The sequence below is a fragment of the Mesorhizobium sp. B2-4-1 genome (genome assembly GCF_006442185.1).
GTDB lineage: Bacteria > Pseudomonadota > Alphaproteobacteria > Rhizobiales > Rhizobiaceae > Mesorhizobium.
This window is the reverse complement of sequence record NZ_VFVN01000006.1, coordinates 66,985-80,073: the sequence shown is the minus strand read 5'-3', so window position 1 is coordinate 80,073 and position 13,089 is coordinate 66,985. Positions and strand designations below refer to the sequence as shown.

18 protein-coding genes are annotated in these 13,089 nt (G+C 61.0%); 9 read left to right on the top strand and 9 right to left on the bottom strand.

All coding sequences use genetic code 11. From position 1 onward, the window contains the following. Window positions 1-6: 6 nt before the first annotated feature. From FJ949_RS16845 to FJ949_RS16820, 7 genes are all read left to right on the top strand, one after another. Window positions 7-672: a dienelactone hydrolase family protein gene (locus FJ949_RS16845; protein WP_140497464.1), complete on the top strand. Its 666-nt coding sequence runs from the start codon at window positions 7-9 to the stop codon at window positions 670-672. Window positions 673-758: 86 nt separating this feature from the next. Next, window positions 759-1,217, top strand: coding sequence for a DUF1772 domain-containing protein (locus tag FJ949_RS16840; protein ID WP_140497462.1), 459 nt, complete (start codon window positions 759-761; stop codon window positions 1,215-1,217). A 119-nt stretch (window positions 1,218-1,336) separates the two neighbouring features. Further along, window positions 1,337-1,885, top strand: coding sequence for a DUF6496 domain-containing protein (locus FJ949_RS16835; protein WP_140497460.1), 549 nt, complete (start codon window positions 1,337-1,339; stop codon window positions 1,883-1,885). Between the two features lie 232 nt (window positions 1,886-2,117). Further along, window positions 2,118-2,636, top strand: coding sequence for a ferritin-like domain-containing protein (locus FJ949_RS16830; RefSeq protein WP_140497458.1), 519 nt, complete (start codon window positions 2,118-2,120; stop codon window positions 2,634-2,636). A 154-nt stretch (window positions 2,637-2,790) separates the two neighbouring features. Next, window positions 2,791-2,928 carry a hypothetical protein gene (locus FJ949_RS30365; protein ID WP_181167175.1) on the top strand — a complete coding sequence of 46 codons (138 nt, stop codon included), beginning with the start codon at window positions 2,791-2,793 and terminating at the stop codon, window positions 2,926-2,928. A gap of 134 nt (window positions 2,929-3,062) precedes the next feature. Beyond that, window positions 3,063-3,533: a YbhB/YbcL family Raf kinase inhibitor-like protein gene (locus tag FJ949_RS16825; protein ID WP_140497456.1), complete on the top strand. Its 471-nt coding sequence runs from the start codon at window positions 3,063-3,065 to the stop codon at window positions 3,531-3,533. 84 nt (window positions 3,534-3,617) lie between these two features. Beyond that, window positions 3,618-3,779 (top strand): hypothetical protein, encoded by a 162-nt coding sequence (locus FJ949_RS16820; protein ID WP_140497454.1) that lies wholly within the window; start codon window positions 3,618-3,620, stop codon window positions 3,777-3,779. Between the two features lie 138 nt (window positions 3,780-3,917). On the opposite strand, the gene FJ949_RS16815 is transcribed toward FJ949_RS16820, so the two are convergent. Together FJ949_RS16815 and FJ949_RS16810 are read right to left on the bottom strand one after the other, a co-directional pair. Continuing rightward, window positions 3,918-4,511 carry a general stress protein gene (locus FJ949_RS16815; RefSeq protein ID WP_140497452.1) on the bottom strand — a complete coding sequence of 198 codons (594 nt, stop codon included), beginning with the start codon at window positions 4,509-4,511 and terminating at the stop codon, window positions 3,918-3,920. A 21-nt stretch (window positions 4,512-4,532) separates the two neighbouring features. Beyond that, window positions 4,533-5,279, bottom strand: coding sequence for a DUF4142 domain-containing protein (locus FJ949_RS16810; RefSeq protein WP_140497450.1), 747 nt, complete (start codon window positions 5,277-5,279; stop codon window positions 4,533-4,535). A gap of 256 nt (window positions 5,280-5,535) precedes the next feature. Here FJ949_RS16810 and FJ949_RS16805 point away from each other — a divergent pair, with 256 nt between their 5' ends. Beyond that, window positions 5,536-5,865: a hypothetical protein gene (locus FJ949_RS16805; RefSeq protein WP_140497448.1), complete on the top strand. Its 330-nt coding sequence runs from the start codon at window positions 5,536-5,538 to the stop codon at window positions 5,863-5,865. An 81-nt stretch (window positions 5,866-5,946) separates the two neighbouring features. On the opposite strand, the gene FJ949_RS16800 is transcribed toward FJ949_RS16805, so the two are convergent. From FJ949_RS16800 to FJ949_RS16770, 7 genes are all read right to left on the bottom strand, one after another. Continuing rightward, window positions 5,947-6,297, bottom strand: coding sequence for a hypothetical protein (locus FJ949_RS16800; RefSeq protein WP_140497446.1), 351 nt, complete (start codon window positions 6,295-6,297; stop codon window positions 5,947-5,949). Window positions 6,298-6,299: 2 nt separating this feature from the next. Further along, entirely contained in the window at window positions 6,300-6,659 is a 360-nt protein-coding gene (locus tag FJ949_RS16795) for a hypothetical protein (RefSeq protein WP_140497444.1), read from the bottom strand. Beyond that, window positions 6,659-7,879 (bottom strand): Nramp family divalent metal transporter, encoded by a 1,221-nt coding sequence (locus FJ949_RS16790; RefSeq protein ID WP_140497442.1) that lies wholly within the window; start codon window positions 7,877-7,879, stop codon window positions 6,659-6,661. Before FJ949_RS16790 ends, FJ949_RS16795 begins: the two co-directional genes overlap by 1 nt. Next, the gene (locus tag FJ949_RS16785; RefSeq protein WP_224647132.1) at window positions 7,876-8,262 is read right to left on the bottom strand and encodes a hypothetical protein; all 387 of its coding nucleotides are present in this window, start codon (window positions 8,260-8,262) and stop codon (window positions 7,876-7,878) included. Before FJ949_RS16785 ends, FJ949_RS16790 begins: the two co-directional genes overlap by 4 nt. Window positions 8,263-8,678: 416 nt before the next feature. Further along, window positions 8,679-8,915, bottom strand: coding sequence for a hypothetical protein (locus FJ949_RS16780; protein WP_140497440.1), 237 nt, complete (start codon window positions 8,913-8,915; stop codon window positions 8,679-8,681). A 139-nt stretch (window positions 8,916-9,054) separates the two neighbouring features. Next, window positions 9,055-9,657, bottom strand: coding sequence for a diguanylate cyclase (locus FJ949_RS16775; protein ID WP_140497438.1), 603 nt, complete (start codon window positions 9,655-9,657; stop codon window positions 9,055-9,057). 34 nt (window positions 9,658-9,691) lie between these two features. After that, on the bottom strand, window positions 9,692-9,910 hold the full coding sequence (locus FJ949_RS16770) for a hypothetical protein (RefSeq protein WP_140497436.1): 219 nt from the start codon (window positions 9,908-9,910) through the stop codon (window positions 9,692-9,694). A 178-nt stretch (window positions 9,911-10,088) separates the two neighbouring features. On the opposite strand from FJ949_RS16770, the gene FJ949_RS16765 reads away from it, so the two are divergent. After that, window positions 10,089-12,422, top strand: coding sequence for an FdhF/YdeP family oxidoreductase (locus tag FJ949_RS16765; RefSeq protein ID WP_140497434.1), 2,334 nt, complete (start codon window positions 10,089-10,091; stop codon window positions 12,420-12,422). The last annotated feature ends 667 nt before the right edge of the window (window positions 12,423-13,089 follow it).

Genomic DNA, 13,089 nt, shown 5'->3' with positions numbered 1-13,089 from the left:
ATCGCCATGGTCTCAGTCCTGAAGACAAACGAGAAGGCCGTGCAGGTTCCCGCCGGCGGCGCAATGCTCGCAGGCAACCTGTCGCTGCCGCAGGAAGCCCGTGGGCTCGTCCTCTTCGCTCACGGCAGCGGCAGCAGCCGGCACAGCCCACGCAACCGCTATGTGGCCGGACGGCTGAACGAGGCGGAACTCGCCACGTTGCTCATCGACCTGTTGACGACCGAAGAGGAGCGTATCGACCAGATTACCGCCGAGTTGCGGTTCGACATTCGCTTGCTCGCCGATCGCCTGGTTCAGGTCACCGATTGGCTGCACATGTCCGAGGAAACGTCGGCGCTGCGCGTCGGTTATTTCGGCGCGAGCACAGGGGCTGCCGCGGCGCTGATGGCTGCGGCAGAGCGCCCGGATCGAGCGGTCGCCGTCGTCTCGCGCGGCGGGCGTCCGGATCTTGCGGCACCTGCCCTGCCCCACGTCCGGGCACCAACGCTGCTCGTGGTCGGCGGCGCAGACACGCAGGTGATCGCGCTCAACCGTTCGGCGTTCGCGGCGCTGCGGTGTGAAAAGGAGCTGGCCATCGTGCCGGCTGCGACGCACCTGTTCGAGGAGCCCGGCGCGCTGGAAGACGTCGCGGACTTCGCGATCCAATGGTTCCTGCGCCAACTGCCGGCGTGAGGCCAAAGCCATCGCCCTCGACTCATCCGAGAGCCAGATCGATTGGGCCGTCGGCGCATTAAGAGTCATTCCGCGGAGACGTTTCCATGACAGTCAAGGTTCTGCAATTTCTCGCCATTGTCATTTCGGCCCTCGCGCTCATCCCGGCAGGGGCCCATCTCGCTGCTCTTCCCAACAAGATATCTCTGCCGCAGCCGGAATATTTCACCGTCCAAGGCATCTATTACGGATGGGCGATTCTCGGTTTTCTCTGGCCTGCCGCGCTGATCGTGAATGCACTGCTGGCGATCTCCGTGCGCGCACAGGCTTGGCCGTTTTGGCTCGCCCTGCTTGCGGCGCTGTGTTTCGCGATCATGCTTGCGATCTTCGTTGTCTGGACGCTCCCCGCCAACCAGGCGACGCAGAACTGGACGACAGTTCCTGCAAACTGGGAAGCGCTCAGGCAGCAATGGGAATATTCTCATGCGGTAAATACCGCGATTGTATTTGCAGCACTCTGCCTCGCGACGCTGTCGGCGCTCTCGTGGCGTCCGGCCGGCCCATAGATCCTCGCGGAGAAAGTCTCTTTTCCTCCGGATCATTTGCGCCATCGATGCGTTGGGTTTTCTGGAGGTCGCGACGTCGCACCGCCACCAGTCCCGCTGTATCCAACGAGGAGAAAGCGATGCCGGATAAGAAAACCATCGAGAAAGCGAAAAAAGACAAGCGCGAAGGTAAATCGCCCACCACGCAGGCCGGCGAATTCGTGCATGACAAGATCGAGAAGGTCCGTCGCGGCAAGCACGGCGCGCGCTCGACCAAGCAGGCGATCGCCATCGGCCTTTCGGAGGCGCGCCGCGCAGGCGTCGACCTGCCTCCGCCCAAGAAACGAAGCGTCAAGGAGAGCACCCGCAAGAGCGCCGAATACGCCTATGAAGTTGGCCAGGGCGAACGTAAGCCAAAACGCAGCCCCAAGGTCTCGAAGGCCGTTTCCGAGGTTCTCGAGCACGAGCCGAAGAACACGGCATCCCATGAGGCGCTTTCAAGACAGACCAAGCAGGCGGCGTCGCGCCGGACGGCCGAGGAGCGCTCGGCCGCAGCCAAGAAAGCCTCGGAGACGAAGGGCACTGCAGGCCGGTCCGCCGCCGCACGCAAGGCGGTCCGCACCAAGGGTGCTGCCGGAAGAAAGAAAGCAGCGCAGAAGGCCGCCAGCACGCGTACGGGCCGAACCTAGACTAGAAGGTCGAAAACCCGCTACGCACTCTCTCCAGCCGGCTGGTGAGAGGTAGCTGGACCGCAGCCAGCGTCAAGCGATGCGCACTATGTCAGCTGGGACAGTGCGATCGTGTGAGATACGGCCGTCCTTGTCTTTGTCTCGATCCGGCGGGAACAACGGCCCGTGTTCAAGGTTATGGAAAGCTACACCGGTGGTGGAGCTTTCATGACAACCTTAGGGAGACGAAGACATGGCGACTGCGAAGAAGGCGGCGACGAAAGGGCTGGAAGCCCTGTTCCTCGACGGGCTGAAGGATATTTATTACGCCGAAAAGAAAATACTAAAGGCGCTGCCCAAGATGGCCAAGGGTGCCGAGTCCGAGGAGGTCGCGGCGGCGTTCGAGAAACATCGCGTGGAAACCGAAGGCCAGGTCGACCGCCTCGAACAGGTGTTCGACCTGATGGACAAGCCAGCCCGCGGCAAGACCTGTCCGGCAATCGACGGCATTCTCGAAGAGGGTTCGGAGATTCTCGACGACTATAAGGGCGACCCAGCATTGGATGCAGGACTGGTCGGAGCGGCACAGGCGGTCGAGCACTATGAAATCGCACGCTACGGCACGTTGATCGCGTGGGCTGAACAGCTTGGCAAGAGCGACGCGGTCAAGCTCCTCAACGAGACGCTCAAAGAGGAAGTGGCAACCGATGAAGCGCTTACAGGCTTAGGCGAAGGCGGGGTCAATGAGCGGGCTCTTGAGAAAGCCGCTTAGCCGCGGGGCAGCCCGGCGCTAAGCGCCCGGCAGCCTTCCTGTCCAGAGCGGGGTGCGTTCGAGTTGAACTGCGGGTCCTGCTCTGGATTTGGCTGCCGGGACCTCGACAAAACAGGTTGTTAAAATCACCGAACCTTACAGGAGGATCCGCGCAATGCCGGAAGACCTGTCTCGCGAGGAAGAGCAACGCGGTACCGGAAAGCTCATCACCTGGGGTGTCGTGATCGCCGCCGTGTTTTTTATTGGCCTCTTGGCCATATTCGTCCTCAAGCCGCTTATGACGGGATCTTAGAATCCTTTCGAGCCGCAGCGCGCTTAGCCGCGCCGGAACGTGCTCGCAAGCAATTCGATGGCCGCAAACAATTCCGGCACGCTTTGCGAGGCGGCGGTGATGCGATCGAATGTTCCCCCAAAGGAGTGCGAACCATGCCCCTGACGCTCAGCAGCCCCGCCTTTGCCGACGGCGGAGAGATCCCCGAAGCCTATACTCGTGACGGCAAGAACGTATCTCCGCCTCTGAAGTGGGCCGGGGTACCGGACGGCACAAAGAGCCTCGTCCTTGTCGTCCAGGATCCCGACGCGCCGAGCGGAATGTTCGGCCATTGGGGGGTGTTCAACATTTCGCCGGAGGTGCAGGAGTTGCCCGAAGCGGAAAGCGGCAGACCGGGTCCACAGGCCCTCAGGCAAGCGCGGAACGATTTCGGCAACGCCTATTACGACGGCCCTGAACCGCCTGCGGGCCACGGTGTCCATCACTACCACTTCCGGCTGGCGGCGCTCGACACGCCGAACCTTGCTATCCCCGCAAGCACGGGCGTGGAGCGTATCTGGCAGGAGGCGCAAAAACATTTGCTGGAGCAGGCAGAACTCGTCGGAACCTACGAACGTGGCCGATAATTGAAGGCAGTTTGATCCAGACGCCGTCGTCCACGCGCGGAACGGTTCTTCTCCTTGCCGGTTGTGAGGGAAAGGAGACGTCCCATGTTTGAAAGCGTCATGTGGTTGATCGTCGTCGCCGGCGGGCCATTGTTGCTGCTCGTATTGCTGGCCTACGTCATTGTCACTCGACGTCGTCGCGGTCCCGCAGAACGCAGAGAAAGCGATCGAGCCACCGATCGGCTCTATCATCAGGACAAGGATTGATTGTAGCTACTGTGGCTCACAGCAAACTCGATCAACGGTCCAAACATCCCTCGTACATGTCCCGAAGATCAAATTTCGGGCGAGGCACCCACGCCGGCCTGGCTGCAAAGTGCCCCGCCGCCCTGGCAGGCTTGTTCTTCAGGGCCGGTTTATTGCCCTGCCGCCGTCGCGCTCAGGGACATAGTCGCCCGCGTTGACGTCAAAGCCGGTCCAGCCATCCGCCTCGTAAGCCCTGCGGCGTTCCATTACGTCAACCGAGCTGGACTGACCCAGAATGTCCTCGGCTTCCGGAACAAGCCCATCGTCCACCTTGGCCGTCACCAAGGTACCGCCACGACGTACGCCCTCTGCATAGACATTTGCATCGTTTTCGGAAACGCCCGAATCCGTCAGAGCGCCAATGATACCGCCCGCCGCACCACCAGCCACCGCGCCGGCAACCGCCCCGGTGGCGGTAGCGGCAAGCCATCCGGCCGCAACCACAGGTCCGACGCCCGGAACGGCCATGACGCCCAACCCTGTCAGCAAACCGCCGGCGCCACCGACCACGGCCCCTATCCCTGCACCGCTCGCGGCATCTTCAGCGGCTTCGGAACGATCTCTCTCGTACCAGCCATCCGAGTTGTTGGCGATGATGCTGATATCGGAATGTGGCACTCCGGACGCTTCCAGTTCGCCGACCGCGTCGGCTGCGTCGTCATAGTTGTCGAACAGTGCAGTTACGGTTTTCATTTTGATATCTCCTGATCGGGCTCACTTGCTGTCGGCGACGACGTTGCCCTGATAGTCGAGCCCGACGGCGACACTTTGGCCTGACTTGGTCGCCTGCCCGCGCCAGATGCCTTGATCGTCCTTGGCAAGCTTCGACACATTGGAATAGCCGGCATCCTCGATGCGGCTCTTTGCCTGGGTCTCGGTGAAACTGTTTGCGCCGGGCACCAGGGCCGCGGCATTGGGCGTGTTCGTGGTTTTCACAGCGGGCGTTGTCGCTCCCGTGATGGAGTCCTGGGCGGCGGCGATCTTTTCGATCATCTGCCGATGCATCTTCAAGGTGCCGACCGTTTGCTGGGCGAACGTTTTGAGGGCCGCGTTGTCGCCGTCGCGGGCGTAGCTTTCAAACAGATTGACGGCATCGGCGTGCGCCTTGCGCTGCATGTCCACATAGGCCGGATCGACTGGCAGCTGTGCCTTCTGGAGCTTATCCAGATCGGCCTGATGCTGCGCATCGAGCGCCGTCGGCACCTTCAACTTCTGTTCGCCGGCAATTGTTTCCAGCTTGGCGTTGGCCGCGCCATGATCCCGGATCATCGTCTGCGCGAAATTCTTGATGCTTTGATCCTGGGCCTTGTCCTGGGCAATCTTGCTCGAATCGACCTCGAACTTGCCGCCAACGGCGGCCTTGTCGACGAAATCCTGGGCACTGTCGGCAGCAGCCAAAGCAGGCATTGCGATAAGCATGGAAGCAGCGGCGAGCGAGGCAAGAAGGTGTCGCGTTTTCATTGGCTTTGTCCTTGTCGATGCGCGAACTTACGATGCGCCCTAACAAGCCAGGATGTGCTTTGTTCCGGCGCCGTGCGATGCGCCGCAAGCGCCCTCGGACAGGCCCCACAGCCGGCCAGGATCAACAAGACGTTCAACATCGGGACCGCGGCGCGGAACAAATCGACGGCTGCGAGATTTGATTTTAAATGCGACCCATGAGCGTCAATCTGTCGACCGAGCGAACCTGCCGAATTGAGCTCCGAGGAGAGAGTTCATGGCCAAGATTTCAAATTCCACGCCTGCCGCAGCCAGGGGCGAAGTTCAGGCCGGAGCCACACGGGACAAAACGCCCGGATTCGATCCCGCCGTTGCCCCGTTCGAGACCGACGCCGAGGCGGCGGACACGCAGAACCCGGTCACTGAAGCAGGTCCGCAACGTTCTCGCCGGCCAAAATTCGAAAACGATGCCAGCTTCGCCAACGCGATGCGGCCGGTGGAGAACGAGCCCGAACTGCAGCCCCGCAGCAACTGGCCGCTAATGGTGATTGCGGCCGTCGTGCTGATAGCGGCGGCGGTGTTCCTGGCAGCCAGCCTGCTGCGGTAAGGCGCATCATCCTGGGTGCAGACAGCATCAGACAACCTTGGCTGAGTTCGAGCACTTTCGCGCGGCCGTCCGCCTGGGTCGTCATCGATCCTGCCTCCCTCGTGGATGAAATTCGGGGGCGCCCTTCATGCCGGAAAGTTCCGTTGTCGAACACAGCAGCCGCGGCCGTGCAGGATCGGAGATGTCGAGCTTGTCCCAGGGAATACGGTACAGGCCGTCGCGACGGCGCAACCGGAAGAAATCCAGCACCGCCGTGCCGATGGTCGAGGCCGAGAGACGCTCGAAAGCGGCGTAGATACCGACATGGAATTCGGTAACGACGAAGTCGTCGCCGGCCGGTTCGGCTCGTATCTCCTCGATATAGCCGATGCTTTCGCCTTGCCGCGAGAGAACGCGTCGCCCGGCCAGATGTTCGAGGTTGACGGTGGACATCATCAAGCTCCAGGAATGCGTCCGATGACATGGTCGCGCAGCCACTCCTGCCAGGCGAAGATCGAGGTTTCGCGCACATCGATATCGAACTGGATGTCGACGCCTATGTCCTGCACCTTGTTCCAGGCGATCCGGTGCGGCTTGCCATGGCGTTTGCCGCCCCACGCTGCCGCGAGCTGCGTCATCCAACGCCCTGGCCGTACGCCGAGGCGACGCGCCAAGGTGACGGAGCCGAGCTCGACCGCGATGATCCTCGGCGGCTTGCCCGGCCGCAACTCCGCCACCAGCCCGTCGATCTTGCCGATCTTGACCTGCTCGCGGTCGACGATCTGCTTGTCGAGGATGTCGCGCAGCAAATCCATCACGTGCCTCCGAATATCTGCAGGGGAATGGTCACCACGGCGAGCACGAAACCAAGCCCGATGATGAAGATCACCGCGGCATTCGAGACAATGCCGTTGCGGTGCTCGCCGACATAGCGCTTGTCGTTCAGCAGGAAAAGGAAAGGAATTACCGTCAGCGGCAGGCTGGCGGCGGTCAGCGCCATGGAAAAAATGGTGAGCTTCAGCGGATCGAGCCCAAGCATGATGGGGATGGCGGCCAGAAACAATGATACCGTGTAGACGGCACTGAAGCCAGGATCGTCGCGTGGCTTGAGGTTTTCGCCCCAGTTCCATCCAAACCCTTGCGCCACCAGATAAGCCTGTTGCAGCCCAACCTCGAGTGCGGCGCCGAAGCAAGCGATGGCGAGCGAGGCAACGAACAGGACGAACCCCCAGAAGCCGAATATCGGGATCAGCATCAACGGTAATTGATGATAGTCGTCGACCTGATCGATGCCGTGCGTTGCAAGCACGAGCGCGGCCACCATCAAGACACCGATCGAAATGGTGCCGCCAAACGCCATGCCCAGTCCGGCGATGGCCCGATTGGTTCCGAGATAACTTCTGTCCCACTGGTCCTCGATCGCCCCCGAGGAATAGAACATGAACAGGTAAGGCGATATCGAAGCGCCAAGAATGCTGACCGCCATGTACCAGTAATTCGCCGCGTCGTGGGCCGGCAGTGTAGGCACCGCGCCGGACGCGACAGCTGTCCAATCGGGCTTCAGCATCACCGCTGCGACCACGAAGCACAGCGTCACGAGGCCGAGTATCGACACGCCTTTCTCGATCAGTCCGAACGTGCCTTTCCACAGCAACAGCCATGCCATCAAAGCCACGGGTAAAGCCCACCATTGGAAGCCAATGCCGGTGGCAAGTTCGAGCGCGATGGCAACACCACCGATCTCGGCGGACAGCACCATGAAATTGACCAGCAGGGCGGCAAGCAATGGCCATAGCGAAACGTTGAAGCCAAATCGTTCCCGGATCCCGTCAGAGATCGTGTGATGGCTCACGGCGGCAAACCGGCCGGCCATCTCGACCAGAAAAATGATGCAGATGGTGCCGAGAACCACCGCCCAGATCAGCTGAAACCCGAAGGTCGCACCTGCCTGGGCTGCCGTCGCCATCGATCCGACTTCCAGGAAGCCGCCAACACTGGTGACGATGCCCAGCGATATTTCCAGGAGCTTCTTCATGGCTTCGGCGCGAAATATCTGAAGTAAGCGGCGGCCAGGGAGCGCGTGGCCGTCCGAATATCTTCCTGAGCCTCCTGCACTTGCGGGCGGCGGTCCGCTTGCACTCCCGCCTGGGCGCGGTTCACCGCGATCGACAGGTCCTTGACCGCCTCCGCCAACGCAGCCTGCTCGGCAGGTTCAGCCGTAGTGGCCGATCGGATCTTCGCGTCGATATCGGCCAGTGTCGTGCCGGCCGATTGCAGCGTGCCCGAAGCATATTTGGAAGGGGCAGCTCCCGCCGCCCAGGCATCAAGCGTCATTGATACGGTCTGCGCCGTCGAGGCGGCAGTTCGGGATTGCTGTTCGATCTGGTCCGAGGACGAGCACGCGGTCGACATGGCCATGAGCAACAGCAGGCATGCGCTGTTGCGGCCAAGGCGACGACCGCTAAGAATTAGATCCGGCGTTGGACCCGCCACACGAATGACCTCCCCCACCAACGAAAACCATGTTCGGCGTAAGTTTTGATCTAGCGCGCCCGCCCTCCCCGTCAACCGAGGCAGGGACCAGCGCGAGCGGAACAAAGGATCGGTAGCCGGATTAACGAGGAGGCGGCGGGGCGGTTCGATTTCCATCCTGATCGTCGCGCCCCCAAATGATCGACTGGCAGGGAAGGATCCCTCGATGCCCCGTCTCATTGCCTGGATAGCCATCGTGGTGATTGTGCTTGTCGCGGCTTGGATATGGTTCGGGCGCGATACATCGGGCAGCGGGGGCGGCAGCCAGCCGGCGCCTCACGCGATAGACCAGAACGGGTAGTTCAGTCTGGATGATCCTGCTCGGCGGCGCTCCGGGTGCGCTCGGCTTTGTACTCGTGGATCAGGCCCAGAATCTGAGCCTTGACCGTCTCGCGCGCCTCAGGTTGGACGAAAGGCATCAGCCGTTCGACAATTTCGCCGACCGTCTGCGGGAGATCCGCGGCGGAATCGGTGAGCTGGCTGCCATGTTCGTAGACATTGTCCGTCAGTTTCTTGTCGAGGTCGGATAGAAATCCCATCGTCGCACTCCCCATCGCTGCCGTGCCCGCTCTCTCAATGGCTCGCCCGACAGAAATGTTCCGCACAACGATCCTGGCATTTGCAGACCGGCTGGATATCCGATGCCAGTGGCCGGAGGAGTGTCGCTGCGCGATCACGTCAACGCAATGTCGTCTGGCCCGGATCCCCTCGCCTGGCCTTCGACGGGATCAGTTTCCCGGCATTGGCCCGCAATCCCCTGACGAGCTCTTCCAGATAGGGAAGCAGTTCGAAAATCAGGATCACGCCCATCACGCAGGCAATGTAGGTCACCGGCAACTGCTCCGATTTCCAGACAAGTTCGAAGCGCGCGGTTTCCGTCCCCGCCCCGAACAAGGCGAGGAACTGTCCCCAGTGGAGGGAAATGACGCTGACCAGCCCCATCAGCGGGATCATCTCCAGGAAGCTGTGAACGTGCTGCTCGATCGGCGTGACGGTGCGGGCGGTGGTGGCGTAGCTGACGTCCCACATCGCTGTCGCCTCGTGGACGAAGAAGGTAACGATCATGACGAGAATGATGAGAGCATTCACGTCAAGAAACATGGCGGCCAGCAAAGGTATTCCGACCTCGGCGAACATCAGAAGGTGGATCAACGATTCCTTGGCGCCTGTCGTCGATTCGATGTGAGAGGCGCGATGGCAGAGCCAGTCGGCAAATCCGGCGGCCAACCAGACCGGCAGCAGAAAATACATCAAGATCAGCACGGTAGGATCTGACAGCATGACATCCTTTCGCGCGGGATCCCGTTCGAGGTCGCTACTGCTGCCCCGGCATTTCGGTGTTTTCCTGGGGATTTTTCCGGACACCCGCGGCTGGCGAAGTATCCGTCGGCGCGTTACCGCCCCGGTTCTGTTCAGGCGCCCGCTTCAGTGGCGAGGTATGCCAGCCCATGTCGGCATAGAGAAATCCTATGAGGAAGCCGATGATGATGATGGCGGCTATCACGAGCGAAAGCACTGCATTGCGTCGCACCATTGCCAGGCTCCCTTCCCAAGCCGAACAGCCGATCACGAAAATAGTTCCACGACCGGCCGCGATCGCTCCTCGGTCGCGTCGGCTTCGACACGCAAGATTCGACGCCAATACTGCACGGAGCCGCGGGAACAATCGGTGACGGGCGAGGTTCGGTATCGGTTCTTCAAGGACGATCTCGATGAAACCTGCCGTAACCGACCGTATCGAAACAAAAAAATACAACCATCCCACCGGCGGATGGGAATCCCTGAGGTCATTGGTCCGCAAGGCATACGGCGAAGGCCTGCTGATGTCGGGCATATGGAGCACGCTGCTCAAGCAGAACAAAGCCGATGGCTACATGTGCGTTTCCTGTTCATGGGCCAAGCCGGCCGATCCGCGGCCCTTCGAGTTCTGCGAAAATGGCGCGAAGGCGACCATGTGGGATCAGACGAAGCTGCGTTGCGGCCCCGATTTCTTCGCGCGACATACGGTCACCGAACTGCTCGACTGGCCGGATCGTGACCTCGAAAAACAAGGCAGGCTTACGGATCCCCTGCGCTACAATGCCGTCACTGACCGCTATGAACCGGTTTCCTGGGATGACGCATTCCTCGAGATCGGCATGGAGCTCCGGCGGCTCGATCCGAAATCGGTCGTCTTCTACACATCCGGCCGGGCCTCGCTGGAGGCTTCGTTCATGTATCAGCTCTTTGCGCGTATCTATGGCTCATCGAACCTGCCCGATTCTTCCAACATGTGCCACGAATCGACATCGGTCGGGCTGCCCGAATCGATCGGCTCGCCGGTTGGAACCGTGCAGCTCGAGGACTTCTCCCAGTGCGACATGATGTTCTTTTTTGGCCACAACACCGGGGTGACGGCGCCGCGGCTGCTGCATCCGCTGCAAGAGGCTCGTCAACGTGGGGTGCCGGTATTCACCTTCAATCCCTTGCCGGAAAGGGGGCTGAAGCGCTTCAAGAATCCGCAAGATCCCCTTGAGATGCTGTCGCCGGGCCCCGGCACGAAGATGTCCAGCGACTTCTTCCAGGTCCGCAGCGGCGGCGATATCGCCGCCATGACCGGCATCGCCAAGGCGGTGCTGGCGCTCGACGACGCGGCACGGGAACACGGGGATCCGCGTGTCCTCGACGGCGATTTCATTGCCGAGCACACGGATGGTTTTGCCGAATTCGAGGCTTACCTGCGGGCCGCCAGGTGGGAGGACATCGTCAGGCGCTCGGGAATTGCGCAGGCGGATCTCGAACATGTTGCCGAGGTCTACAGCCGCTCCAACGCGGTGATCGGCAATTACGGCATGGATTTGACACAGCACCGGCACGGTACCGAGAACGTCCAGATGCTATGCAATCTGCTGCTCATGCGCGGCAACATGGGAAAGCCCGGCGCCGGCATTTCACCGCTGCGCGGCCATTCCAATGTACAGGGCCAGCGCACTGTCGGCATATCCGAAAAACCCGAGCTCGTTCCGCTCGACAAGTTCGCCCGGTTCTATGATTTCGAGCCGCCACGCGAGAAGGGTCTCGACACGGTCGAGGCCTGCGAGGGCGTCATCGCCGGCTCGGTGAAAGGCTTCATCGGACTCGGCGGCAATTTCGTTCGCGCCGTGCCCGAAACCGGCCTGATCGAGAAAGCATGGCGTCGGCTTGGGCTGCATGTCGAAGTCGCCACCAAGCTCAACCGCAGTCATCTCCTGCCGGGGGCGGTGACCTATCTGCTGCCCTGCCTGTCGCGGCTGGAAAGGGACCATCAGGCGAGCGGCGACCAGACCGTTTCGATGGAGGACTCCACCGCCTGTATCCACGGCTCCTTCGGTTCGCGTCCGCCGGCTTCACCGCATCTGCTTTCCGAACCGAAGATCGTGGCGGAACTGGCCAAGGCCACCGTATCGGGGGTGAGTTCGATCCCGTGGGATAAATGGGTCGCCGATTATTCCCTTATCCGCGATGAGATCGAGCGTTGTTACCCGCAGCATTTTCGTGAGTTCAACAAGCGGTTCCTGACGCCGGGAGGCTTTCACCGCGATATCAAGGCCTCGAAACGGGTCTGGGAGACGCCGAACAAGAAAGCCAATTTCAAGCTGCCGACGACGCTTGAAACAGACCCGGACATCGATGTTTCGGGTCACAATGTGCTGACGCTCATAACGGTGCGCTCCAATGACCAGTTCAATACCACCGTCTATGGGTACAATGACAGACTGCGCGGCATACACGGCACACGCATGGTCCTGTTGATGAACGAGGCCGACATTCAGCGGTTCGGATTGAGCGCCGGGCAGGAAATCGATCTGGAAACCCATGCCGACGATGGCGTGGAGCGGCGGGTTCGAGGTTTGCGCATCACCCCCTACTCCGTGCCCGAAGGCAACTGCGCCGGTTATTATCCGGAACTCAATCCCCTGGTTCCTCTGTGGCACCGGGCCAAGAAGGCTCACGTCCCCGCCGTAAAGTCGGTTCCCGTCAGAATTGTTGCCAGGGAACCCAAAACGAGAAGCTCGGCGCGCCACTAAAGCAATCCAGGAAAAGTGTGTACGGCTTTCCAGGGAAAAGCGCGGTGCGCTTTCCCTTAGGAATTGCGCAAAAACAACAACACAGAGTGGTTAGCCGTTTCCGCAGACGATGAACTGCTCTATGGCGGTCCCAGTCTGGTGGGCCAGGCCGTAGCTAGCCGCCAGCCGGCTTAGGGGATGCCGGCTGGGCCGGTTGGGTGCCTTGCTGATCTCCGCCGGTGGTGGTTTGTGGGGTGGGGTTCGTGTCGGTTGTGGGGTTTTTGTCGACCGGCTGACTGTTCGTATCCGCTTTGGATTTGTCGGGATCGGGATTGTTGCACCCGGCCAGACAGACCAGTGCCAGCATCAGCAACACGGCTCTCATATCGATACTCCTTCGGTGGGAGATGGCGAAGCAGCCTGCCAAGCTTCCATCCGGTCGAATCGCACCGAAAGCCCCTGCCTGGCCGCGCTTCTGGCCAACATCCGATCCAGTTCGGCATCTTCGATCGGGCTGCGCATCACCTCACGAATGGCCCTGCAAGCCAACTCCGTCGACACGAAATCATATCGCCTGCTCCTGGTCAGCACATATTGCTCGACCAGCATTTTCACACGCCGGAGCGCGATCTTATCAGCATGTTGCATCATGTTCCTCCTGCACGCGCCGAACTGCGGGACCATCCGG